The sequence below is a fragment of the Amycolatopsis nigrescens CSC17Ta-90 genome (assembly GCF_000384315.1).
Classification (GTDB): Bacteria; Actinomycetota; Actinomycetes; order Mycobacteriales; family Pseudonocardiaceae; genus Amycolatopsis; species Amycolatopsis nigrescens.
In genome coordinates this window covers 8684606-8707907 of the sequence record NZ_ARVW01000001.1, presented here as the reverse complement: position 1 = coordinate 8707907, position 23302 = coordinate 8684606, and the positions used below count along the sequence as shown (strand labels likewise).

Annotated in this window: 20 protein-coding genes and 1 pseudogene; 5 read left to right on the top strand and 16 right to left on the bottom strand. The window is 72.0% G+C overall.

Going from position 1 to position 23302, the window contains the following annotated elements; genetic code table 11:
- Positions 1-150 precede the first annotated feature (150 nt).
- On the top strand, positions 151-1527 hold the full coding sequence (locus AMYNI_RS0141250) for a protein kinase domain-containing protein (protein ID WP_020674002.1): 1377 nt from the start codon (positions 151-153) through the stop codon (positions 1525-1527).
- Between the two features lie 7 nt (positions 1528-1534).
- Positions 1535-1807, top strand: coding sequence for a VOC family protein (locus tag AMYNI_RS46730; protein ID WP_020674001.1), 273 nt, complete (start codon positions 1535-1537; stop codon positions 1805-1807).
- A 173-nt stretch (positions 1808-1980) separates the two neighbouring features.
- On the opposite strand, the gene AMYNI_RS0141240 is transcribed toward AMYNI_RS46730, so the two are convergent.
- The 8 genes and pseudogenes from AMYNI_RS0141240 to AMYNI_RS0141210 form a co-directional block, all read right to left on the bottom strand.
- Positions 1981-3219, bottom strand: a complete 1239-nt coding sequence (locus tag AMYNI_RS0141240) for an HNH endonuclease signature motif containing protein (protein WP_020674000.1) — start codon at positions 3217-3219, stop codon at positions 1981-1983.
- Positions 3220-3346: 127 nt separating this feature from the next.
- A pseudogene (locus AMYNI_RS50430) lies at positions 3347-3487 on the bottom strand (IS5/IS1182 family transposase); the annotation flags it as partial.
- A gap of 62 nt (positions 3488-3549) precedes the next feature.
- Entirely contained in the window at positions 3550-5682 is a 2133-nt protein-coding gene (locus AMYNI_RS0141235) for a transglutaminase TgpA family protein (protein WP_020673999.1), read from the bottom strand.
- Complete coding sequence (locus AMYNI_RS0141230) at positions 5679-6821, bottom strand: DUF58 domain-containing protein (RefSeq protein ID WP_020673998.1); 1143 nt, start codon at positions 6819-6821, stop codon at positions 5679-5681. The genes AMYNI_RS0141235 and AMYNI_RS0141230 overlap by 4 nt, the downstream gene beginning before the upstream one ends.
- 2 nt (positions 6822-6823) lie before the next feature.
- A complete protein-coding gene (locus AMYNI_RS0141225) occupies positions 6824-7795 on the bottom strand; it encodes an AAA family ATPase (RefSeq protein WP_040406261.1) in 972 nt (323 codons plus the stop codon).
- Positions 7780-9663 (bottom strand): fibronectin type III domain-containing protein, encoded by a 1884-nt coding sequence (locus AMYNI_RS0141220; protein ID WP_157358179.1) that lies wholly within the window; start codon positions 9661-9663, stop codon positions 7780-7782. The genes AMYNI_RS0141225 and AMYNI_RS0141220 overlap by 16 nt, the downstream gene beginning before the upstream one ends.
- Before the next feature lie 103 nt (positions 9664-9766).
- Positions 9767-11020, bottom strand: coding sequence for a sensor histidine kinase (locus AMYNI_RS0141215; protein ID WP_020673995.1), 1254 nt, complete (start codon positions 11018-11020; stop codon positions 9767-9769).
- On the bottom strand, positions 11017-11721 hold the full coding sequence (locus AMYNI_RS0141210) for a response regulator transcription factor (protein ID WP_084628605.1): 705 nt from the start codon (positions 11719-11721) through the stop codon (positions 11017-11019). The genes AMYNI_RS0141215 and AMYNI_RS0141210 overlap by 4 nt, the downstream gene beginning before the upstream one ends.
- 153 nt (positions 11722-11874) lie before the next feature.
- Between AMYNI_RS0141210 and AMYNI_RS0141200 the strand changes: the two genes are divergently transcribed.
- Genes AMYNI_RS0141200 through AMYNI_RS0141190 form a run of 3 tightly spaced genes read left to right on the top strand, consistent with a single transcriptional unit; the run spans position 11875 to position 15514 of the window.
- Positions 11875-13155 carry a type VII secretion protein EccE gene (locus tag AMYNI_RS0141200; RefSeq protein ID WP_157357725.1) on the top strand — a complete coding sequence of 427 codons (1281 nt, stop codon included), beginning with the start codon at positions 11875-11877 and terminating at the stop codon, positions 13153-13155.
- A complete protein-coding gene (locus tag AMYNI_RS0141195; protein WP_020673991.1) occupies positions 13152-13841 on the top strand; it encodes a response regulator transcription factor in 690 nt (229 codons plus the stop codon). Before AMYNI_RS0141200 ends, AMYNI_RS0141195 begins: the two co-directional genes overlap by 4 nt.
- Entirely contained in the window at positions 13841-15514 is a 1674-nt protein-coding gene (locus AMYNI_RS0141190; protein WP_020673990.1) for a right-handed parallel beta-helix repeat-containing protein, read from the top strand. The genes AMYNI_RS0141195 and AMYNI_RS0141190 overlap by 1 nt, the downstream gene beginning before the upstream one ends.
- A 12-nt stretch (positions 15515-15526) precedes the next feature.
- On the opposite strand, the gene AMYNI_RS0141185 is transcribed toward AMYNI_RS0141190, so the two are convergent.
- From AMYNI_RS0141185 to AMYNI_RS0141150, 8 genes are all read right to left on the bottom strand, one after another.
- Positions 15527-17191, bottom strand: coding sequence for an FAD-binding oxidoreductase (locus AMYNI_RS0141185; RefSeq protein ID WP_051116416.1), 1665 nt, complete (start codon positions 17189-17191; stop codon positions 15527-15529).
- 197 nt (positions 17192-17388) lie between these two features.
- Positions 17389-17922, bottom strand: coding sequence for a hypothetical protein (locus AMYNI_RS46725; RefSeq protein ID WP_157357723.1), 534 nt, complete (start codon positions 17920-17922; stop codon positions 17389-17391).
- Positions 17923-18039: 117 nt separating this feature from the next.
- A complete protein-coding gene (locus AMYNI_RS0141175) occupies positions 18040-18633 on the bottom strand; it encodes a dihydrofolate reductase family protein (RefSeq protein WP_020673987.1) in 594 nt (197 codons plus the stop codon).
- 67 nt (positions 18634-18700) lie between these two features.
- Positions 18701-19489 carry an ABC transporter ATP-binding protein gene (locus AMYNI_RS0141170; RefSeq protein WP_020673986.1) on the bottom strand — a complete coding sequence of 263 codons (789 nt, stop codon included), beginning with the start codon at positions 19487-19489 and terminating at the stop codon, positions 18701-18703.
- A complete protein-coding gene (locus AMYNI_RS0141165) occupies positions 19486-20505 on the bottom strand; it encodes a FecCD family ABC transporter permease (RefSeq protein ID WP_020673985.1) in 1020 nt (339 codons plus the stop codon). Before AMYNI_RS0141165 ends, AMYNI_RS0141170 begins: the two co-directional genes overlap by 4 nt.
- Positions 20502-21491 (bottom strand): FecCD family ABC transporter permease, encoded by a 990-nt coding sequence (locus AMYNI_RS0141160; RefSeq protein ID WP_020673984.1) that lies wholly within the window; start codon positions 21489-21491, stop codon positions 20502-20504. Before AMYNI_RS0141160 ends, AMYNI_RS0141165 begins: the two co-directional genes overlap by 4 nt.
- Positions 21481-22296, bottom strand: coding sequence for a siderophore-interacting protein (locus tag AMYNI_RS0141155; RefSeq protein WP_020673983.1), 816 nt, complete (start codon positions 22294-22296; stop codon positions 21481-21483). The genes AMYNI_RS0141160 and AMYNI_RS0141155 overlap by 11 nt, the downstream gene beginning before the upstream one ends.
- Complete coding sequence (locus tag AMYNI_RS0141150) at positions 22293-23288, bottom strand: ABC transporter substrate-binding protein (protein ID WP_020673982.1); 996 nt, start codon at positions 23286-23288, stop codon at positions 22293-22295. Before AMYNI_RS0141150 ends, AMYNI_RS0141155 begins: the two co-directional genes overlap by 4 nt.
- Positions 23289-23302: the final 14 nt, after the last annotated feature.

Genomic DNA, 23302 nt, shown 5'->3' with positions numbered 1-23302 from the left:
GTCCCCTTTGGTCTGCCGGGCGGGCGGCAGCAAGCTGCCGGGAAACCCACCGCGGAACGGTCGCTACCTACGATGAGCGCGCGAGCGAGCCCGCGAAATGGGCACGGCAGCTACCGGACACGACGGAATGGCGCCAGAATGACTACCGCGATGACGACACTTCCCGGACACGACGAACTGGTTCCCCTCGGCGACGGGCCGGTCGCCACCGTGCTCGCCGGGGTGGACGGGCACGGCAGCACGGCGTTCGCGCTGAAGGCCTATCCCGGTCCGATCGACCGGCGCACCCGCGGCCTGCTCGACACCGAACTGCGCAGCCTGGCGGAGTTGCGCGCGCGGGCGCAGGTGCTGGTGGCCGACCGCGTCGAGGAACTGCCCGACGGCCGCTGCGCGCTGCGGATGGAGCTGTGCGCCCAGTCCCTGCCGGAACTGGTCGGCTCGTTCGGCCCGCTCACCATCCCGGACACCCTCGCGCTGGGCAGCGCGCTGGCTGGTGCGCTGGCGGCCGCGCACGCCGCCGGGCTGGTGCACGGCGGCGTCACCCCTGGCAACGTGCTGTTCCGGCCGTCGGGTGAGCCGGTGCTCGCCGACTTCGGTCTCACCCTGCGGCACGCCTTCCCCGGGGAAGTGACCGCCGGGGTGGACTTCCTGGCGCCGGAGACGGTGCGCGACGGGACCCGTGACGAGCGGACGGATCTGTACGGGCTCGGTGCGGTGCTGTACTTCGCCCTTTCGGGCTCGTCGCCGCACCAGGGCCGTCCCGGCGAGCAGGTGGACGAGCGGCTGCTGCGCACGCTCAGCAGCGAGGTGCCCGCGCTGCGGCGGGCCGACCTGCCGGGCGGGCTGGCCCAGCTGGTCTCCGCGTTGCTGGCGAAGAACCCCGACGCGCGACCGCTCGACGCGGCCACGGTGGCCGCCCGGATCGGCACCATGATCGGTCCGGTGCGGGCGCAGCCCGCGTTCGACGACTTCGGCAGCGCGTTCGCCGGCAACGTCGCCCGGCCCCGGCCCGCCGTGGTCTCCGCGCCGCCGGTGGCGGTCCCGCCGCCGCCGAGGGGCGAGCTGCTCGTGCAGTACGGGCCGAACGACAAGGCACGGGGCAAGCCGCGGGCGGGGGTCGTGATCGCCGCCGTCGGCGCGCTGTCGGTACTGGCCGTCGCGGTGGTCGTGCTGCTGCTGAACCAGCCCGCGAAGCTCGACGTGCCCGGCACGCCGGCGGGGGTCGCCGCACCGGCACCGGCGCCCGCGCAGCCCAGCGCCGCGCCCGTGCGCGTCGAGCTCAACGACCCGGTGGATCAGGGCGATTATGTCGAACTTTCCTGGCGCAGCAGCGAACCGCTTGATTTCGCGATCGTGATCGCCCCCGAAGGGCAGCCACTGGACACGGTCGTCGTGCAGCGCGTGACCGAGTACCGGCTGCGGATCGACCCGGTGCTGAAGTACTGCTTCCGGATCCAGGGCGCCTCCAGCGTCGGCTTCTACGAAAGCCAGGCCAAGCCGATCCGCGAAGCCGTCTGCACGGGCTAGGGGAGCGGTGACCGGAAACGATCACGGCGTCTCGGTGTTCTTCGAATCGGACGGCGGCTCGCTGGTCGGCTTCTACGGGCTGGCCCTCACCTATGTGATCCGCAGTGAAGCGCGGGTCGACGAGATCCTCGCGGAGGCCGAGAAGGCCGGCGCCACGGTTCTCAAGCCCGCCGGTGCCCTGCCATGGGGCGGGTACGGCGGCACCTTCGCGGACCCGGACGGCTACATCTGGAGCCTCGGCTACAGCGACCAGGGAACCGACCAGCCCTACGCGGAGTAGCCACCGGAATGGTGGAGATCCGCTGGAGGGACACCACCTACGCCTGACCCACGGTGCCAACGCAGGGTCCCTGACCGCGCCACAATTTCGCGAACTCAAGGACCCTGCGTGCTGCCGCACACCCGCCGCACAACGCCGCGAACGTGCCCAAACCATGACCTGACAAAGCACTACTAGAAGGGCGGTGGCTCATCGGCGCGCTTCGGAGGTGGCGGCGGGTCGGCGAGTGGCTCCGGTCTGGTCGAGTAGGTGCGGCCGGTGGGGGTGGTGACCGTTAAGTCGGCCGTCACCGGATCGAACTCGAACTTCCAGCCCAGCTCATCCTTCAGGCTGTGGTGGTGGCGGCACAGGCAGCAGAGGTTGTGGTCGCAGGTGTCCCCGTTTTGCGACCATGCGGTGCAGTGGTCGGCGTCGCAGCGTTGTGCGGGCCGGTTGCAGCCCGGTGCTCGGCAGGTGCGGTCGCGGACGCGGACCAGTTCGGCCAAGTCGGCCGGAGGGCGGTATCTCTTGCGGCCGATATCCCGGACAGCGCCCGATACCGGGTCGGTCAATACCTTCCGCCACACCGAACCCGGCTGGTTCATGATCTGGCGGCCGAGGTCACCGGGGATCGGACCATGGCCGACTAGTTCGCACCCGTCGTCGCGGATGCCTAACGCGGTGTCGAGGGGGATGTGGATGAACACCTGGGCGGCCAAGCCTTCCCAGCCCTTGCCGAGGAGCAACTCCGCCAACACATCAGCTCGAAGTTGGTCCATCGTGCGAACCTCATCGCCACCGCGAAGCTTCCGCGCCAACATGTCGATCCGGGCATAGACGGCGGTCGCGATCTCAGCCGGAAGGTACGCCCACAACGACGCCATCGCATCCGGTTCGTGGTGCAACTCGACCCGCCGCTGCTTGCGCCGAGCCTCCGCGCGAGCGCGTTGACCCTCGGGATCGAGACTCGCCACCACCCGAGTCACTGTTTTCCGCCAGTTACTCGGATTCTTTTCGCCGATGCGATCGGCCAGGATTTCATCGGCCTGACGGGCTAATCCATCCGACAGCACCGCCACGCCATCAAACGCCTGGCGAGCCTTTTCGATATCCAGCTCGCCCTCGACCATCGCCGCCAGCAGGCACGGCATCCGCGATACCAGCGCATCGGCCAACGCTACCCGGGTCGCGGTCGTTTCACGGGACAATCGCAGCTCCGGTGCCAACTCATCGGCCACCCACCGCGCACCACCGCGCGCACGGCTGACCTGCGCGATCGCCCGGGCTTGGATCGCCTGCGCACGGCAGATCGCTCGCCGCGCGGAGATCACCACCCCCACTGCCTGCGACGGGTCGAGGTGCTCGATCGTCGATTCACGCAAACCGAACAACCACTCCGGCGAAAGTGCACCGAAATCAACCTTCGGAGCCATCCGCAAAAGAAAACAGGACACCAGAACCTCCTCAGTTCTGAATACCCCTTAATGATACCGCCGACCCCCGACAAAAAACGCACACAACCAAACACGAAAGAGGGAAGAAATCGTGCACGCCACGCCAGATCGCGACGACCAGGGGCAGGCCGCCGCGGTCGGACAGCACGTGAATCTTCGAGCCGGGCCGCCCCGATCGACTGGGCTTCGCCCGGTCATAGCCCTGTTTTCGCCGTACGTACGCGCCATCCACGATCACCCGGGACCATCACGTGATGCACGCGGACCAGCCAAAGCTCAGTCAACACCCGGCCAAAAGGGGGCGCTGGTTCAGCGCGGGGCGCGCAGGGGAGCGGGGTTCAACGCGGCGCGGACGCGGGCCCGCAGGCCGCGGCGGGCGAGCCCGCCGCGTACCGCGTCGACCGCGGCCCAGGCGTGTCGGCCGCTGTCCGGGCCGGGTTCGGCGCCGGACCACAGGGCGAAGTCCACCGTCGTGCCGAGCGAGCGCAGACCGTCCACAGTGGCGCCGTCGGTGGTGGTGCCGCTGACGGCCGTGGTCAGGTCGCGGACCGTCATTCCCGCGGACACCGGGAGGCCGTAGGCGCGCAGCCGGTCGCGCGCCTCCTCCCAGGCGCCGATCACGGCGCCCGCGCCCGGTCTGCGCCGGCGCCGCCGCGCGCGCAGCGCCTTCGCGAGCGGTACCCCGGCCACCCACAGCAGCACCGCGGACAGCGGCACCGCGAGCAGGACGGAGTACGGGAACGACCAGCCGCCCGCGGTGTCCGAACCCAGCGTGCCCGGTGCGGGTTCGACCGGTGCGTCCCGCAACTGTTCGGACGGCGGCAGTTCCGCCCGCACCTCCGCGGCGGCCGCGGCCAGCCCGCGGGTCGGATCCGGTCCGGACGCGGTGGCCGTGCCGCTCGGATCCAGCGGCACCCAGCCCACGCCTTCGACCGCGACCTCCGGCCAGGCCAGCGCGTCGCCGTTGCGGACGGTGTAGTGCCCGGCCGCACGGTCCTCCGGTGCCCGGAAACCGACCACGAGCCGCGCGGGAATGCCCTTGATCCTGGCCAGCGCGACGTACGCGGCCGCGAACTGCTCGCTCGTGCCGCGCTTGGTTTCCAGCAGGAACTCTTCGAGCTGCGGCCAGGAGTGCCCGGTGGGCAGGTTCTGCCCGGTCGCCGGCCGGTAGCCCTCGCGCAGGAAGCGTTCCAGCGCCAGCGCGGTCTGGAAGGTCGGCCTCGTCGGAACCGCCCGGTCTGCCAGCTCGATGATGCCGGGAGGCACCTCGCCGACCCCGCCCAGCTCATCGACAAGGGAGAGGTCGATCGCGACGCTGTCCAGGGTGTGGTCGCCGACCTGCGGTTCCCACCAGCTGAGCGTGTAGTCCGCCGGCGCCGCCACCTGCGGGACGAGCAGCGAGCCCTGCCGCTCCTCCACGAGCGGGTCGATGCCGTCCACCCCGGCCGGCAGGGTCTGGCCTGGCAGCCACGGCCCGCCGAGCCGGGCGTCGCGGATCTCGGCGGTCCGCCGCTCGACCGGCACGGTGATCTCCGGGCCCGGCCGCAGGTCCGCGCCGAGCCTGCGGTAGCGGCCGCCAGGGCTCCAGTTGACACCGTCGAACTCCTGCAGCACCACCACCGGCCACCTGTCCACCCCGGTGGCACCGTCCACTGTAAACACCGGAGTGTCCGGATGGGACAGCCGGCCGGACAGCTCGTCCAGCGGGCTGGTCACCTGGCTCTCGGCCAGCGGCGCGAACTGCTCGTCCTTGAGCGTGTACCTGGCTTCGGTGGTGGGCAGCAGCGCACCGCCGACGAGCGCGCCGACGATCGCGAGCGTCACCGCGGGCGCGACGAGCAGCAGCGCCGGCACCCGGCGCCGTTCGGCGGTCGACCGTTCGGCCCGGGTGGCCGCGAGCAACGCCCCGGCTGCCGCCGCGTAGGCCAGTGCGGCCAGTGCCGCCGCTACTCCGGTGGTCGCGCGGTAGAACTGGCTCAGCACCACCACCGCGAGGCTCGGCAGCAGCGCGGGCAACGCCCCCCAGCGATGCAGCAGCTCGACGCCGAGCACGCAGGCGAGCAGCGCCAGCAACGGCACGAACAGCACCAGCGTTGGGTCGGGCTGGGCGGGCCAGGTCGACTGCAGCGCGAGCCGCCACGACTCCGTCGCACCGGAGACCAGCGCGCGGATCGTCTCACCGGTCGGCAGGCCCGCGACCGTGGTGGGAAACAGCAGCGTCTCGACGATGGCGAGCAGCCCCGCGAGCGGTGTCAGCACCGGCCGCCACGGCACCAGCGCCTCGCGGCGCGAGGTTCCCGCGGCGACCGCGAGCACCACCGCCGCGGGCACGGCGAGTGGCAGGAGCAACGGCGCCATACCGAAAACGGGCGCGAACAGCAGGCCAGCGAGTACCGCCGCGAGCACCACGCAGGCCGACGGCAGCACCCTGGCCGTCGTCATCCGGCCACCTCGTTCCACCGGCGCACGGCGTGTTCGGCGTTCTCCGCGCCGAGCACGCGCGCACCGGTCATCGCGGCGAGCCCGGTCCCGGTTTCGCCGAGCACGAACACGAACACCGTCGAGTAGCGGTGCTTCAGCCCGGCCAGCGACGTCACGTCGGCACCGGCCGCGGTGACCACCGCGAGACAGCCGCCGGACCCACGGCCGGCGGCCAGCGACGCGGGCACCACCGCCGCGTCCCCGCTGCCGCCCTGCGCCAGCACGCAGAGCTCGTCGAGCAGGCTGCGCGCGGCCTGGCTGCCGCCGGGCGTTGGCACGTCGAGCCCGGACGAGGTGACCAGCCTGCTGTGCCTGCCCGCGCGCGCGGACGCGCCGAGCAGGGAGGCGGCCAGATCCACCGCCTCCTCGAACTGGTGCGGCGGAAGGGAACCAGGGCGCGTGTCCAGCAGCACGGTGAACCGCGGCTGCTGCGGATCGGCCAGATCCCGCACCATCAGCCTGCCGACCCTGGCGCTGGCCTTCCAGTGCAGGTGCCGAACCTCGTCGCCGGGCACGTACTCGCGCACGTCACGCAGATCCATCGAACCGCGCAGCGCGTCGTCGGTGGTGACGCCCTCGTGGTGGTGCCTGGGGTGCGCGCCCATCAGCGCCTTCGCGGGGAACTGCCGCGGGTACACCCACAACGGGGTGGTTTCGCCGGTGGGCAGCCGGTTGAGGGCGAGCCCGAACGGGTCGACCCGGTGCAGCATCAGCGGTCCCACCGTCATCCTGCCGCGGGCGCGGGTCGCCAGCTCGTAGTGGTAGGTGGCTTCGGTCGCCGGCGGCAGCGGGCGGATCCGCACGGTCTGCGCGGCGCCGCCGGCCCGGTCCGTGGCGAGGAACGCGGGCTGCCGGCCGCCGGTGGGGTTGCGCACCCGCAGCCGCGCCAGCGCGGGACTGCCGCGCTCGACCCGGTCCGGGTAGACCGAGCGGGTCACCACCACCCGCACCCGGCGCGCGGTCACCACGACCGCGGCGAGCACCGCCGCGAACAGGATTCCGCCGAGGGCGCGCAGCAGCGGATAACCCGCCCACTGTCCGAACGCGACCAGCACCGCGGCGAGCACGAGCACCGCGATCCCGCGCCGGGTCGGCCGCACGGCTACCTGGCGCCCACGTTGATCGCGGGCGCCGGCGTCGCGGCCAGCACCTCGGCGATGACCTCGTCGGTGCCGCGCTGGTTCAGCTCGGCGTCCGCGGTGAGGACCAGCCGGTGCGCGAGCACCGGCTTGGCGACGTCCTTGATGTCGTCCGGCGTGACGAAGCCGCGGCCCGCCATCGCGGCCAGCGCCTGCCCGGTCCGCACCAGCGCGATGCTGCCACGGGGGCTGGCGCCGAACTTCACCGCCGCGTGGTCACGGGTGGCGGCGGTGAGCCGCACGGCGTACTCCACGATCGCGCGGTCCACATGGGACTGGCGGACGTCCCCGATGGCCGCGCGCAGGGTCGCGATGTCGACCACGGTCGGCAGCTCGTCGGGGGTGACCCCGGCGCAGTCGCTCATCACCACCAGCACCTCGGACGCGATGTCCGGGTAGCCCACCGAAAGCCGCATCAGGAACCGGTCGAGCTGCGCCTCCGGAAGCCGGTAGGTGCCCTCCATCTCGATCGGGTTCTGGGTGGCGACGACCAGAAAGGGCCGGGGCACCTCGTGCGTGACCGCGTCCACCGTGACCCGCCGCTCCGACATCACCTCGAGCAGCGCCGACTGGGTCTTGGGGGTGCCGCGGTTGACCTCGTCGGCCACCACGATGTTCGCGAACACGCTGCCGCGGTGGAAGGTGAACTGCTCTTCCTTCTGGTGGTACACGGTGACCCCGGTGATGTCGCCTGGCAGCAGGTCGGGGGTGAACTGGATGCGGTTCCACTCCCCGCCGATGCTGCGGGCCAGGCAGCGCGCCAGCGTGGTCTTGCCGAGCCCCGGCACGTCCTCGATCAGCAGGTGCCCCTCGGCCAGCAGCGCGGCCACCGCCAGCCGCACCAGCTCCGGCTTGCCGCGGATCACCTGCTGCACGTTCTCGCCGATCAGCCTGGCGACCTCGCCGGCCCGCGTAGGGCTCACCCTGACTCCCATGTGTAACGGTTGGACTCGTACCGCTGCCCGTCCGGTCCCTCGACCACGACCCACACGTCATAGCCGACCTGCGCGAACGGAAATGCCTGATCCTGGTAGTAGCCATCGCCATTGGTGGTGCACCCGTCCTCCGGGTTGTCACCGGGGTAGCCGGGGGCGTTGGAGTAAGGCGTGACGGTGTAGTCCTTGTTGGGCTCGAAACCCTTCAGCGTGAACAGCATCAGGCCGCATTCCGGTGGACGGCAGCCGGCGTCGTGGGACTCCGTGCGGCCACGGGCCACGGTGACTTCCGGTGCGCCGTCGCTGGGCACCGTCACCCGCGTGCTGGCCGCGGTGCCACGGCCCGCGCTGTTCTCGGCGACCACCGTCACCGTGTAGGCGGTGCCCTTCTTCAGTCCGGAAAGGACAGTCGAGCGGGCGCTGCCGGGTGTGCTCACGCTGCCCGCGCCCGTCGCGGGCTGCCACGACACGTGGTAGGCGGTCACCGGTGCGCCGTTGGGGGCGGCGGCGTTCCAGGTGACCCGCAGGGTGCCGTCCTGCGGACTGGCGGCGAGGTTCGTCGCGATGCCGGGGGGACTCGCCGGGAGCGGTTTCTGCGTCGGCGGCGGGTCCGGTTTCGGTGCTGGGTTCGGTTTCGGCTGCTCACGTTGCGGGGCCGGGTCCGGAGCCGGGGCGTTCCTGGTGGGCGGCGGCCCGGCCTGCACGGGCGGATCCGCCCGTGGCGGGGGCGGCTGGGTGTTCTCCGGTTGTCGCTCCGGTGGCGGGGCCTGCGGGTTGCCGCCCGGCTTCTGCTCGCCGACGAGCGGAACCTGGCTCACCGCGCCGCCTTCGTCGACGACCATGACGTGCCCGCCCTTGTCGCCGTCGACGTACACGCGCGCGTCCTGGGCACGGGTCAGCCTCGGTTCGCCGGTCTCCGGCGGGACCGGGGTGACGCCCTGCGGCCTGCCGTCGCTGGTGTAGGTGTGCACGGCGTTGCCGCGCAGATCGAGCAGCACCACCGAGGTGCCGCTCGGCTCCGGGCTCGCGTAGTCGCCTTCGGGTAGGTCGACCGTCACCAGGTTCGCGGGCGGGGTGCGGCTGAGCCCTCCGGTGTCGATGAGGTGCAGCTGGTGCTTGGCGGGGTCGAGGGCGGGGATGCGTCCGGCGGTGTCCGCGGTGGCGATCCTGGCCGTGCCCGGCAGGTCGACGCCGAGGTTCACCGGGGCGCCGAGCTGGCCGTCCGCCACCGCCCGCACGGTGTCGTCGGTGGTGTCGACGAAGGCCGCCTGCTCGCCGACCACGGTCAGCCCGCCCTGGTGCCCCCGTGGCGCCACGGCGGGACAGGACACCTGGTCCGCGCCCCTGGGCAGCTTGCACAGCACTCCGGTCGCGAGCCGGTGCAGCCAGAGGGTGCCGTCCGGAGTGACCACCGGCTCGCCGAGCCCCTGCCCGGCGTGGATGGTCGCGGGCTGGTCGCCGAGGCGGACCACGGTGCCGGCCTCGCGGTAGACGAGATAGGGCCCGCCGGGTGCTTCCACACCGACTGGCGGCTCACCGGTCGGGGCCGGCAGGGTGCGCTCGACCTCGAGGCTGGACTTGCCGAACTCCCTGATCCGGGACTGGCCGACCACGTACGCGCTGGTCTCGCCCTGGTAGACGCGGCTGCCGGGGTCGATCGCCATGGGTGCCTGCGCGTCCACCGCCTTGGCCGCACCGTTGACGTGGAAGACGATGTCCAGCTCGGGGTTCACCACCCAGTGCCCGGACGGCGCGAAGTCCAGCCCGCGCGGTGGCTGGCTCGCGCCGGAGACCGCGATCGCCACGGTGGCCGTGCAGGCGGCCACGAGCAGGGCCATCGGCAGACGATGCCGCAGCTTGCTCCCCATCACGAAAGTGAGCATAGGACACCTGGTACACGGACGGTCCAGGTCAGATACAACAAAACCGGACACCGCACAGGGTTCGGCCGGTCTTGCCTGGTCAGCGGGGCTACTCGGCGAGCGGGAAGGCCAGCTCGAAGATGGCGCCGCCCTCTTCGGCGTTGTAGACGCGCAGGAATCCGCCGTGCGCCTGCGCGGTCCAGCGCACGATGGAAAGGCCGAGGCCGCTGGAACCGGCGCCGCTGGTGAACCGGTCGAAGGACTCTTCCGCGACCGAGGCGTCGATCCCGGGGCCGTGGTCGGCCACCGTCACCCGGCCGCCCGCGACGGTGATGTGCACGATCGCGGGTGCACCCGGCTGGCGTCCGTAGCGCAGCGCGTTGTCCAGCAGGTTGCCGACCGCCCGTTGCACGAGACCAGGGTCGGCGTTGACCTTCGTCGGCGCCGTGGTGACGGTGACCTGTGCGCCGGCGGCGGGAGTCTCCCCGACGACGCCCGCGACGAGCTGGTCCAGCCAGACGGGCTGGATGGCCAGCGTCTCCACCCCGGCCGCGAGCCGCGCGCGCACGAGCAGGTCGTCGATGATGGAGCCCATCCGCGCCGCCAGTCGCACCGTGCGGGGCAGCAGGTCTGGCCGGTCCGCGGGGTTGCGCCACGCCGTCTCGGCCAGCGCTCGCAGCGCGGCCACCGGGGTACGCAGGTCGTGCGCGGTCTCGGCGAGCAGCATCTCCTGCTGTTCCAGCGCCATCGCCGCGGGCCGGATGGCGCGGCCGGAGAGCAGATGCCCGGCCATGCCGACCGCGGCCACCAGCAGCACGCAGCCGCCGATCGTCCACAGCACCACGTTCCGGTGCCTGGACAGCTCCGCGGCCGGGTCGCTGGCGGCGATGATCGCGCCCGCGTACTGGCCCGCCTTGTTGAGGAACGGCTGGGCGACCACCCGCACCACGCCGTTGCCGGTGCCTGGCACGTAGCCCTCGATGAACTTCCCGCTGGCGGTCGCCTCCCTGGCCAGTCCGTGCAGGTAGCCCTGATCCACAGGGGCGCAGTCACGCCGGCTGAAATGCGGTTCGAAGGCGCCGCCGGCGGCGGGCAGCACGGCGAACTCGGGACAGCTGGTGTCCATCGGGTCCTGGCTCGCGAACCCGGTGACGATGGTGCCGTCGTCCTGCTGCTGGACCAGTCGCGACACCGCCGCGGTCACCTGCTTCAGCTCGGCGTCCAGCCGCAGCTCGCCCTGCGCGCGGTCCTGCTCGGCGAACAACCACGCCAGCACCAGCAGGCCCGCCGCGTTGAGCGCGGTGAACAGCACGGTGAGCAGCCAGCGCAGCCGTCGCAGCCGGGCGGCAGCCGAGGTCGTCACGAGTCGCCCTGTCCGGCGCCGAGCCGGTATCCGGCGCCGCGCACGGTGTGGATCAGCTCTGGCTGGCGCAGCTTCACCCGCAGCCTGCGCACCACCACGTCGACCACATTGGACATCGGGTCGGTGCTGGTGTCCCAGCAGTGCTCGATCAGCTCGGCGCGGGTGACGGCCTGCTCCGGCCGGGACATCAGGTACTCGAGCACGGCGAACTCCTTGTCGCTCAAGGTGAGCAGGACGCCCGCCCGCCGGGCCCGTCGCCGCGCGCTGTCCAGTTCGAGGTCGGCGTGGTGCAGCACCGGGGGCCGCCGCTCGCCGTGGCGGCGGCACAGCGCGAACACCCTGGCCGTCATCTCGGCCACCGCGAACGGCTTCACCAGGTAGTCGTCGCCGCCGTGCTCGAAACCCGCGACCCGGTCGGCGACGGTGTCGCGGGCGGTGAGGAACAGCACCGGCACCGCCCAGCCAGCCAGCCGGCGCCGGTGCACGTAGTCCACCGCGTCACCGTCGGGCAGCATCCGGTCGAACACCACGCAGTCATGCACCACGCAGTCATGGTCACCGGGGCCGGCGAGTGCGGCGTCGGCGGCGGCCAGGTCCGCGGCCTCGTCGACGCGCAGCCCGTGCGCGGCGAGCTCGGTGGTCACCGCCACCCGCAGGTCCTCGTTGTCCTCGACCACCAGCACGCGTGCCGTCGCTGTCATCGGAACCTCATGTTCGGGCGGGGATGGTGGGCGCCATGTTCTTCCCTGTTCCGTGGCCGAGGGTGCGGTCGCTGCACCTTAACGCGTGGCGCACCGCCGCCACGTTGATCGACGAGACATGGCACGAAGCGGCCGTGGCGTGAGGTGGCCACGATGACCGGGACTCGAGCCGAGCAGCGGCAGCGCCCCAGACCCGACGGTGAGCACGCGCGGCAGCCGGAACCCGCCGCGCCACGGGCCACCGGCCGGCCGGTGGCGACCGTCGCGGCAGCCGCACGGGCTGCGGCGGTGCGGCCGCAACCGTTGGTCCGGCCGACGCCGCCACCACGGCCGGCACCGTTCGCGCGGCCCGCGCGGCCCGCTCAGCCCATGCGCGCTACGGCGGTCCCGGACGGAAAGGTCGAGCAGCCGCCGACGCGCCGGGACCCGGTCAAGCTGCCGGTGCTGCGCATCGTGTGCTGGCAGCTGGCCCTCGTGCTGGGGTTTCTCGCGATCGGCAGGCCGTGGCCGGTGGCGACCGGGCTCGCGCTGACCGCGGTGGGGTTGCTGGCCTGGACCGGATTGCGGGTGCGAGGCCGCTGGCTGTCCGACGAGCTGACGCTGCGGGCCGGGTTGCTGCTGCGCCGTCGCGCCCGCGACCTCCCTGAAGCCGAGGGCGGCCGTGTCCTGTTGCGGGCGCTGGCTCCGGGCGCCGAGGTGCGCACCGCCGAGCTGGCCGGGACACCCGCCGGTGTGCTGAGCCGCGGCGAGGAACTGCTCGCGGTGCTGCGCCCGGTCGCCCCCGGTCCCGCCGCGCTCGCCGAACTCGCGCTCTCGGGGTCGCTGCCGGCCGAGACCGGCGAATCCGCGGCACCGGCCGTGCGGTGGCAGCTCGTGCTGCATCGCGGTCCACAAGCGACAGACCCGACGCGTGCCTGGCTTGCCGTGCGGGCCTTGCGCGAACCGAACTTCGCCGAGGACGCCGAGCTGCTCGCCGCGCTGACCAACACCGTGCGCAGGCTGCACCGCAGGCTTCGCGGGGCGGACCTGCGAGTCACCGCGCTGAGCGAGCAGGAGGTACTCGCGACGCTGGTCGCGCTCAGCCACGCCGGACCGGGCCGTGGCGCGATCCGGGAGGACCGGCAGCACTGGCGGGCGGGGCAGGTCACGCAGGTCGGTCTCCGGCTGCTGGGTCTCGGCGCCCGCTCGCTGCCGGCCCGCATGCACACGCTGCACCGGATGCTCGCCGCCGTACCCGGTACCGCGTGCACCGTCGCGGTCACCGTGCCCGAATACGCGGCGGTGCTGCGGGTCGCGGCCATCACCGACGCCGCCGTGGACGCGGCCGTCGAGCGGCTGCTGCGGATGCCGGTACCCGGAATACGTCTCGAACGAATGGACAACCAGCACGCACCGGCCGTCGCCGCGTCGCTGCCGATCGGAGGGAACCCATGATCACCCACTCTGCGCCCGAACTCGGTTCGGCGCCCCGGCTCGCGCTCCTAAGTGGACAGTCCGCGCCCGCGCTGGTGTCCCGGCACGCGCGGGTGGCCGCGAAACTGGCCGCCGCGCAGCGGGAGGTGCTGCTGGTCAGCTCGCTGTCCGATCCGGTCACCACCCCGCACCGCATCGACCACGCGAACCTGCGGCGCGGGGTCCGCTACCGGATGCTGGTCCCGGACCACGTGCGCATCACGGCGGGGCCCGCACGCCGGCTCGGGAAGCTGGCGCAGGCCGGTGCGCTGATCCGCACGATGCCCGCCGTGCCCATCGAGGCGCTGGTGGTCGACGGTGTGTTCGCGATCCTGCCCGACGAGAGGCAGGACGACATCGCCGTGCTCCGGCTGCCCAGCGTGGTCGGGGCGGTGACCGAACTGGCCGAGCGCCTGTGGCCCGCCGCGGTGCCGCTCACCGCGAGCGACCTGCCGGACACCGCCGGGCCGGCGGTGCGCGACCGCGAACTGCTCGCGTTGCTCTCCGCGGGCTGCACGGACGAATCGGCCGCGGCCGCACTCGGCGTCTCGGTGCGGACCGTGCGCCGCATGGTGTCGAGCCTGATGAACCGGCTCGGTGCGCGCAGCCGGTTCCAGGCCGGGGTCAAGGCCGCCGACCGCGGCTGGCTGGCCGAGCGGGCCAGCTGATGACGACCTCCACCAGCCGCACCGTACTGGTCGACCCCGGCCGCCGCGGTGCCTATCCCACGGTCGGCGCCGCGATCCTGGACACCCCCGACGGCACCTGCGTGTCGATCGCCGCGGGCACCTACGCGGAGACGCTGGAACTGGCGGACCGGATCATGACCCTGCGCGCGGCCGAAGGGGCGGAGGTGCTGCTCGACGGCACCGGCGCCGAGGTACCGGTGCTGCTCGCCCGCGGCGGTGCGCTCACCGTGCACGGGCTGACCGTGCAGGCGGGCGGCGCGGCGGCGGTGCAGGCCGAGAACGCCGAGCTGACCCTGACCGGCTGCATCGTGCGCGGGGACCGCGGGCCGGCGGTGGCGGTCCGCGGCCCAGGGCCGCTGGCGATCAAGGACGTCACCATCACCGGCGCGGAACACGGGCTGGTGCTGGAAGGCGCGTCCGGGGTGGTGGAGAACGTCACGATCGACGACGTCGCCGCGGACGGGGTGATCGTCGGGCTCGGTGCCGACCCGGTGCTGCGTTCGTGCCGGGTGAGCGGATGCGGGCAGCGCGGGCTCTACATCTACCAGCACGCGCGGCCCGCGGTGGAGAACTGCCGGATCTCCGCCACCGGTCAGGCCGCGATCGTGGTGGCCCACCGCAGTGAACCCGTGCTGCGGCACACCTCGGTCCGCGATGCGCACGGTGTTGGCATCGACGTGGGGCCCGGCTGCGGAGGTTCGATCGAGGCCTGCGACATCGAGAACACCGCCGAGCCCGCCATCCGGCTCCACGGCACGGCGAGCACGAAGGTGGTTGCCGAACCCACCGGGCCGTCCGGCGGGGCCGGCCCGCTCGAAACGCTGCTCGCGGAACTGGACGGCATGATCGGGCTGCCCGGGGTCAAGGCCGAGGTGCGTTCGCTGGTCGACGAGATCCAGGTGAACTCCTGGCGCTCGCGGGCCGGCCTGTCCACCGGCGGGTTGAGCCACCACCTGATCTTCGCCGGCGCGCCGGGCACCGGTAAGACCACGGTCGCGCGGACCTACGGCAAGTTGTTGCGCGAGCTCGGAGTGCTGCCGAGGGGCGAGTTCCGCGAGGTGTCGCGCCGGGACCTGGTCGGCCAGTACATCGGCCACACGGCGGAGAAGACGGCGGTGGTCTTCGAGCAGTCGCTCGGCGGAGTGCTGTTCATCGACGAGGCGTACACGCTGGCCCGGCAGTCGGGCAGCGGCGGCGATTTCGGCCAGGAGGCCATCGACACGCTGGTGAAGCTGATGGAGGATCACCGCGAGGAGATCGCGGTGATCGTGGCGGGCTACACCGCGGAGATGCGCCAGTTCCTCACCGCGAACCCCGGTCTTTCCTCGCGGTTCGCCAAGACCGTCGAGTTCGAGGACTACACCCCGGACGAGCTGGTCGGCATCATCGGCCGGATGGCGGCGGCGGGCGACTACGAGCTCGACCCCCGCTCCGGTCCCGCCGTCGCCGGGTACTTCGGCCGGATCTCGGCGGCCCCCGGCTTCGGCAACGCCCGTGACGCGCGGAAGCTGTTCGAGGCCATGCGCAAGGCCCAGTCCGGGCGGTTGCGCGGACTGGGCCGGATCCCGGACGCCGCCGAACTTCGCGAACTGCGGGCCGTCGATGTACTGGCCGCGATCGACGGCGGTCAGGTTCGCCACGGGACGGCGTGACCGAGCGCCCGGTCAGCCGGGAGGTTCGACGGACAGGGCGTGCCGGAACACGTTGCGCGGGTCCCACCGGGCCTTCACCTGCTGCAGGCGTGGGTAGTTGTCCTTGTAGTAGAGCCGGTGCGCGGGCACCCCCGAGGTGTTCCACGCCGGGTCGGCCAGGTCGGCGTCCGCGTAGTTGATGTAGGAGCCGTCGCTGACCGCACCGGGCACCGGCACGCCGCCGGTGTCGGCGTACACGTCGCGGTAGAAGTCGCGGACCCAGGCGAGGTTGGCCGCGTCGTCCTGCTCGTCGGCCCAGATCGTCTGGTAGACCGCCTTCAGCACGACATCCCGCTGAGCGATCGCGGTTGCTTCCGGCGCCACCGCGCCGACCTGGCCGCCGTAGCCGACGAGCAGCATGCCGGCGTCCGGGCCGCCGGTGGAGTTCGTCAGGTGGCGGTAGATGGCCGCGAGCTGGGTCTCGGTGAACGAGCGCCGCAGGTAGCCGGCCTTGATCTTGTACCGCCGGACGAGCACGTCGCCAGGCTCGCCGCTGCCCGGCCAGGTCATCCGGTGCAGCCACGGCATCGTCCGCTGGATGTCCAGCGTCGGGGTGAGGTCGAGGCCGGCGGTCACCGCGGACACGAACTCGGTCACCATGCCGTCGGCGTTCGGGAGGTCCGCGTCGATCTGCGCGATGAGCATGACGGTTCCGCCGGCGCGGTGCGACGGCTGGAGAATTCCGTACAACCCGGCGTACGGCGAGCCGGGCGCGCTGTTGCGCTCGTGCCAGGTCCCGAAGTTGCGCAGCAGCCCGGTGAGCGACTGCTCGGTCAGGTGCTCCCAGGACCAGAACACCGCGCGCTGCACCATCCGCGCCGGCGCCGCCGGCAGCAGCCGGGACGGGTCGGTGCCGGTGGCGCCGGGGGAGCGCAGCCAGTACCGGGTGACCACGCCGAAGTTGCCGCCGCCACCGCCGGTGTGCGCCCACCACAGGTCGCGGTGCGGGTCGTCCGGCTCGCGGGTGGCGACCACGGTGCGGACGGTGCCGTCGCGGTCGACCACCACGACCTCCACGCCGTACAGGTGATCCACCACCGAGCCGTACCGCCGCGACAGCGCCCCGTACCCGCCGCCCGAGAAATGGCCACCGGCACCCACCTCCGGGCAGCTGCCTGCGGGGATGGTCACGCCCCAGCCGGTGAGCAGCGCCCGGTACACCTGACCGAGGGTGGCGCCGGGTTGCACGGCGAACGCCCGGCGGCCGGCGTCGTAGCCGACCGCGTTCATCGGGGAGAGGTCCAGCAGCATCTTCACCGCGGGATCGGCGGTGAGGTTCTCGAAGCAGTGCCCGCCACTGCGCACCGCGACCCGCCGTCCGGACCGCACCGCGTCCGACACCGCACGCACCACCTGATCGGCCGACCCGGCCACGCGGATCTCGTCCGGCCGGCCGGCGAAGCGGAAGTTGTTGCCGCGCAACAGGTTGTCGTAGCGAAGGTCGCCAGGGCGGACCGTCACCGGCCCGAACTCCGCCGCCTCCGGTGCCGCCGCCGCGGCGTCCCGCGTGGCGGCCGCCTCGGTGCCCAGCACGGTGACCGCCGCGGCACCCGCACCGGCGAGCAGCCCGCGACGGCTCACCGCCGCACCGCCCGGGGTGTTCCTGTTCTCGATGGAACTCAAGCTCACTTCTGGCATGTGTCCCGCTCCTTCCGACTGGAGGTCAGCCTGCCAAGCCGGCGCCGCGGCGCACATCAACCCATGTCCTGACCCGGCGGCTCAACCCGGCGCCCCGCCGGACGGCTGGTCCGCTCCACCGATCGGTTGAGCGCACGGCCTTGTCCTGGAGCGAGGTCGCCCGCTCCAGGACAAGGCCGTGCGGCACAGCGGTGTCTTTACGGTTCCAGCCTCACCCCGTCGATGACGTTGTCGATCGAGCCCAGGGTGGCCTTGGCGCACAGAGCACGGCACTCATCGACTCCGTACCAGGTGTTGTTGCTGGACTGATATCGCGAAAAGTTCGCTTTCGCATGGCCCGTCTGGTTGTTGGTGTAGGACGAAGTGCGGTGCGCCCATTTCCCGCCACCGGGATAGTTGTACCTGGCCAGGTTGTAGAAGCCGTAGTTGTAGAAGTTGAGCTGAGGCCCCCGGTGGCCCGGATCGCCATAAATGCACACGTTGCCGGAGGCGCACGCCGCTTGAACTCCGGCGTCGCCCGCTTTGCCCTTGTTGGCAACGCGGAGGATCACACCAGGCTCCAGCTCGACGGAGTTGGCATCCACGCGGTGCGAACCAGGATTCAGCAGCAGCAATTCGTCCACCTGGCCGGTCGCGGCATCGGTGGTCTCCGCGACCGCTGTTCCGGACCCCGCGATCAGCATCGCCAAGGCACCCAAGGCGCCGGCCAGTCCTGCACGTACATTCTTCACGGCAACTCCCCATGTCGTTGTTCTGAGCGGAATACCCGATCTGTTTCCCGCTCGACATGAAGGCTTCCCGTGCCGGCTTGCAAAAACCTTGCAGTGAATGCCGCGGTGAATTCAAGGTTATCGTTCGACTTCGTAGTGGAGATGGGTCACCCCTGGCGCCGGGACGGCTTCGACGAGGCGGAGCCGCACGTGCCCGGGAAGCGACTGGAAGAAGGGCCGGCCGCCGCCGAGCAGGACCGGTACCTGGTGGAGGACCACCTCGTCGATGAGCCCCGCCTTCAACGCCTCGGTGACGACCCCGCCGCCCATCAGGCAGACGTCGCGTTCGCCGGCGGCCGCACGCGCCGCCGCGACCGCTTCCGCGATGCCAGTGGTGACGAGGGTCTGCCGTTCGGTCATCTCTGGTGCCGGCCGATGGCTGAGCACGAACAGCGGCGCCGTCGGATGGGGGCCGTCCCCTCCCCAGTGGTCGGAGTCCTCATAGGTGTTGCGCCCCGCGACGACCGCACCCACGCGGCCGGCGAGGGTGTCGAAGACCCGCGCGCTGGGTTCGCTCAACCGGAACCCCTCGAACGCCTGGCTGGGCGTGTCGCCGTCGCCGTACCAGTCGAAGAGCGTCGCCCCATCACCGAGTCCGCGCCCGGCGCCGGGATCGCGCCCGGTGATGTACCCGTCGACCGACACCGCGTGGGCGCTGAAGACCTTGCTCATTCCCGTGATCCTTTCCGAAGTTCCTTCAGGAGAAGCCGTGACCGTAGCCGCTTTCCCGGGTGCCGGGTCATGAACTGCTCGCCTGGCTGGGCACCACCATCGGCGTGCCGGTCACCGGGTCGGGCACGACGATGTTGGGCAGGTCGAACACGTCCCGGATCAGGGCCTCGTCCACGATGTCGGCGGGTGCGCCCTCGGCGGCAACCCGGCCGTCCTTCATCGCCACCAGATGATCGGCGAAGCGGCAGGCCTGGTTGATGTCGTGCAGCACGGCGACCACCGTGCGCCCGCCGTCGCGCAGCCCGGCGAGCAGGCCGAGCAACGCGTACTGGTGCGTGATGTCCAGGAACGTGGTCGGCTCGTCGAGCAGGACGTAGGGCGTTTCCTGGGCGAGCACCATGGCGATCCACACCCGCTGCCGCTGCCCGCCGGAAAGCTCGGCCACACCGCGGTCCGCCAGTTCGGTCACCCCGGCGGCGGCCATCGCCTCGTCCACCGCGCGCTCGTCCGCCACCGACCAGGTGGACAGGATCGACTGGTGCGGGAAACGGCCGCGGGCCACCAGCCGCCGGGCGGTCAGGTTGTCCGGCGCGACGAGCCCCTGCGGCAGGAAGGCGACCTGCGCGGCGAACATCTTCGGCCGGTACCCGCCGACGTCGCGGCCGTCGAGGTGGACCGCGCCGGCGGCCGGGGTCAGCAGCCGGACCAGCGCCTTGAGCAGCGTCGACTTGCCACAGGCGTTCGCGCCCACGATGGCGGTGAACGCGCCGTCAGGCAGATCGAGGTCGAGCCGGGTCGAGACGACCCGTTCGCCGTACCGCAGGGTGAGCTCCCGCGCGGTCAGTCCTTTGCTCACGAACGCCTCATTTCCCCGATGAGCAGCCAGATGAGATAGCAGCCGCCGATCACGGTGGTCACCACGCCAACGGGCAGCGCGATCGGCGCGAGCAGCATCTGCGCGACCAGGTCGGCCGCCAGCAGCAGCACCGCGCCGACCAGCGCGGCCGGAATTAGGGTCACGTCGGAAGTGCCGGCCAGCCTGCGCCCGATCTGCGGTGCGGCCAGCGCGACGAACACGATCGGCCCGGCGACCGCGGTGACGGTGGCCGTGCAGCCGACGCCGACCACGACCAGCACCAGGCGGACCCGGTTCAGCGCCACGCCCGAGGTGACCGCCAGGTCGTCGCCGAGTGCGGCCTGGTGCATCGCGCGCGACACCGTGACCAGCACTGCCGCCAGCACGCCGAGTACGAGGAAGGGCAGGAGCACCTCGTCCCAGTCGACCCCGCCGAGCGATCCCGCGCTCCACCCGGTCACCGCGATCGCGACGTCCAGCTCGGCGCGCAGCACGATCCACGAGTTGACCGCGGTCAGGATCGCGTTCACCGCGATGCCGATGATGATCATCCGTGCGCTGCTGAGCCCCGAGCTCTGCGAGAGGACGTAGATGACCGCCGCCGCGAGCAGGCCGCCGAGCACCGAACCGGTGGCGAGTGCGGCCGGGGTGCCGTTCAGCAGGGTGATCACGACCAGCGCGCCGGTGTAGGCGCCGGCGTCGAGGCCGATGATGTCGGGGCTGCCCAGCGAGTTGCGGGTGAGGTTCTGGAAGATCGCCCCGGCCAGCCCGAGCGCGGCGCCGAACACCAGCGCGGCCAGCACCCTCGGCAGCCGCCACTGCTGCACCACCAACACCGAGTCCCCGCGCCCGGCCAGCGCCGAGAGCACCTCCGACGGCGTGAGCCAGGCGGCGCCGAAACACAGCCCGAGCAGCACCAGCGGCAGCGCGGTCGCGAACATCCCGAGCGTGGCCACGACGGTGCGCCGCTCGAAACTCGCCGAGAACCCGCCCAACCGCAGCACCAGCGGCCTCACAAGGTCACCGCCCCGTAGCGGCGGACGATCCAGATCAGCATCGGCCCGCCCAGTACCGCGGTGACCACGGCGACCGGGACTTCGCCGGTGGGCAGCAGGAACCGCGATCCGATGTCGGCGATGAGCAGCAGCACCGGGCCGAGCACCATCGTGTAGGCCAGCAGCCAGGGCACCGAGCCGGCGGCAGGGCGTCGGGCCAGATGCGGGACGATCAAACCGACGAACGCGATCGGCCCCGCCACCGCGGTCGCCGCCCCGGCCAGCAGCGTCGCCAGCGCGAGCGCACCCAGCCGGACCCGGTGCACGGGGACACCGAGGGTGTGCGCGACCTGCCTGCCCAGCACCAGCGAGTTCAGCTCCCTGGCCAGCAGCACGGCCCCGGCCAGTCCGGCGACGATCACCAGCAGCGGCACGGTGAGCGGCACCTGCTCGCGCCCGGCCAGCGACCCGATGGACCAGAACCGGTACTGGTCGAACACCTCGGGGAACATCAGCCGGGTGCCGAGCGACAGGCCGCCGAGCACGAAGGTGACCGCGACCCCGGTGAGCACCAGACGCAGCGGAGACGTCCGCCCGACCGCGTAGACGAACAGCCCGGCCAGCGCCGCGCCGGCGAAGGCGAGCACGAGCTGTGGTACCTGAGAACCCGCGATGCCCAGTCCCGCGGCCGTGCTGACGGTGAAGCCGGCACCCGAGGTCACCCCGAGCACGCCGGGTTCGGCCAGCGGGTTGCGGGTGAGCGTCTGGATCAGCGCACCGGAGACGGCGAGCGCGGCGCCGACGCAGACCGCGATCACCGTCCGCGGCACCCGGATTCCGCGGATGGTCAGATGGTCGTCGGTGCCGGCGTAGTCGAAGAACGCGCGCCACACCTCGGTGGGCGCGATCGCATGCGCGCCGACGCACACGCTGGCCACCGCCACTAGCACGAGCAGGCCGACCGACGCGCCGAAGATGCCGAGCCGCCTGCGTTGATCAGTCGTCAAACCCGGCGACTCCGCGCTTCCAGTACCCGGTGATCTTCGAGTCCAGCCGGCCCTTGCTCCAGGCGCGCAGCGGCTTGATCTCGCCGGCTTCGCCCGCCGCGAACAGGAAAGTGCGGCCGGTGGGCAGCGCCAGCGATTCGACAGCGGAGGCGAGCGTGGACTTCGTGCCGTCGCGGACGAGCCGGACGATCTCGACGCCGTCCCGCCGCGCGAGCGGGTAGTCGTGCTCGTCCGCGTGGTCGGTCTCCAGCACCAGGTGCGCGGAGACGTCCGGCGGGGACTCGTCCAGCCAGCGGGCCGCGGCGGGCAGCGCGGTCAGGTCCACGGCGAAGACGTAGTGGTCGTAGGTGTGCGGGAACGCCTTCGCCCCGCGCGGGCCGGCGACCACCACCCGCTCGCCCGGCTCGGCGGCGGACGCCCAGCCGGCGGCGAGACCCCCTTCGTGCAGCACGAAGTCCAGGTCGATTTCGCCCGCGTCGGCGCTGTACCGGCGCACCGTGTAGTCCCGGGTCCGGGGCATCTCGCGCGGCCACTCCAGCTCCATCGGGGTGCGCTGCACCGGGTCCCGCCGGGTGCCGTCTTCGTCCGCGAAGATGAGCTTGACGTGGTCGTCGGCCTGATAGGTGTGGAACCCCGCCAGCTCCGGCCCGCCGAGGGTCAGCCGGACCATCCCCGGGCTGACCTGGCCGCGTTCCAGCACGGACAGCCAGCGGACGTCGACCGGATACGGGATGCGCGCCGTGCCGGTGCCCGAGCGGTGGTGGGCGGCGACCAGCGGACCCGGGTTCAGCTCCTCGCCGTTCATCGGGCGAGCAGCGGCGCGAGCGCCTTGTCGACGTCGTCCAGCGTCTGCTGCGCCGAGGCGTAGGTCGCCGCCTCCGTGTAGCGCAGCGGGAAGACCTTGCCCGCCTTGACCGCGGGCAGGTTCTTCCACAGCTCCGAATCGAGCACGTAGCGCACCGGCTCGCTCACCGAACCGTCGTTCTCCACGGTGTAGGTGATGGCCTTGGCCTCGGCGAAGCTCGCCGGGAGCTCTTCGATCGACGGGTACTCGCCGACATCCCGCGATCCGCCGGCCTTGTGCTTGACCTGGCCGTAGTAGTCGACACCGATGTCGGTCGCGATGTTGGTGCCCCACGACCCGGCGAACTCCCGCTGGAAGGTGCCCTTGGCCAGTTCGCCGTAGGCACCGAGGTGGCCGAACTTCAGGCCATCGAGCACGGGCCGGTACTTGTCGGCAAGGCCGGCGGCTTTTTGCTCGTAGGCGGTCTTCGCGGACTCGTAGCTGCCGAGCCGGCCGGCCGCGTCGGCCTGCCGTCGCGACAGGTCGCGCCAGGCGGCGGGAATGGACGGGCTGATCGCCACCACCGGGGCGATGGACTCCAGCCGTTTCATGTCGATGTCGGCGAGCACCGGTTTCGGCACGCTGATCACGATCAGGTCGGGTTTGACGCCCGCGATGGCCTCGTAGTTGGTCTCGGTGGTCGTGTCGCCCGCCACCTTGGCCAGCCTGTCGTAGGTCGCGCGGTCCTCGCCGGTCATCATCTCCAGGCCGCGGGACCATTCGGCGATGCCGACCAGCGCGGCGTCCGCCTCGATCAGCACCGGGACCGCGTAGCCGGTCGCGACCACGCGTTTCGGGTCGGCCGGGATGGTGATCTCGCCGTTGTCCGCGGCGAACACGCGGGTCGGTCCGGTTTCGCCGGGGGTGGCGCCGGAGTCGGCGGCGCAGCCGGTGGCCACGGCAGCGATGAGTGCCAGTGCGCCGAGCGCGCGAGCTGGCCGGGTGGTGGGCATGGGTGTGTTCCTTC

What these genes read in the sequence shown, in the direction of transcription:
- AMYNI_RS0141250 (WP_020674002.1), top strand. Translation starts at nt 151, where the DNA reads ATGACGACACTTCCCGGACACGACGAACTGGTTCCCCTCGGCGACGGG.
- AMYNI_RS0141240 (WP_020674000.1), bottom strand. Translation starts at nt 3,219, where the DNA reads ATGGCTCCGAAGGTTGATTTCGGTGCACTTTCGCCGGAGTGGTTGTTC.
- AMYNI_RS0141235 (WP_020673999.1), bottom strand. Translation starts at nt 5,682, where the DNA reads ATGACGACGGCCAGGGTGCTGCCGTCGGCCTGCGTGGTGCTCGCGGCG.
- AMYNI_RS0141225 (WP_040406261.1), bottom strand. Translation starts at nt 7,795, where the DNA reads ATGGGAGTCAGGGTGAGCCCTACGCGGGCCGGCGAGGTCGCCAGGCTG.
- AMYNI_RS0141220 (WP_157358179.1), bottom strand. Translation starts at nt 9,663, where the DNA reads ATGGGGAGCAAGCTGCGGCATCGTCTGCCGATGGCCCTGCTCGTGGCC.
- AMYNI_RS0141210 (WP_084628605.1), bottom strand. Translation starts at nt 11,721, where the DNA reads ATGACAGCGACGGCACGCGTGCTGGTGGTCGAGGACAACGAGGACCTG.
- AMYNI_RS0141200 (WP_157357725.1), top strand. Translation starts at nt 11,875, where the DNA reads ATGACCGGGACTCGAGCCGAGCAGCGGCAGCGCCCCAGACCCGACGGT.
- AMYNI_RS0141195 (WP_020673991.1), top strand. Translation starts at nt 13,152, where the DNA reads ATGATCACCCACTCTGCGCCCGAACTCGGTTCGGCGCCCCGGCTCGCG.
- AMYNI_RS0141190 (WP_020673990.1), top strand. Translation starts at nt 13,841, where the DNA reads ATGACGACCTCCACCAGCCGCACCGTACTGGTCGACCCCGGCCGCCGC.
- AMYNI_RS0141185 (WP_051116416.1), bottom strand. Translation starts at nt 17,191, where the DNA reads ATGCCAGAAGTGAGCTTGAGTTCCATCGAGAACAGGAACACCCCGGGC.
- AMYNI_RS0141175 (WP_020673987.1), bottom strand. Translation starts at nt 18,633, where the DNA reads ATGAGCAAGGTCTTCAGCGCCCACGCGGTGTCGGTCGACGGGTACATC.
- AMYNI_RS0141155 (WP_020673983.1), bottom strand. Translation starts at nt 22,296, where the DNA reads ATGAACGGCGAGGAGCTGAACCCGGGTCCGCTGGTCGCCGCCCACCAC.
- AMYNI_RS0141150 (WP_020673982.1), bottom strand. Translation starts at nt 23,288, where the DNA reads ATGCCCACCACCCGGCCAGCTCGCGCGCTCGGCGCACTGGCACTCATC.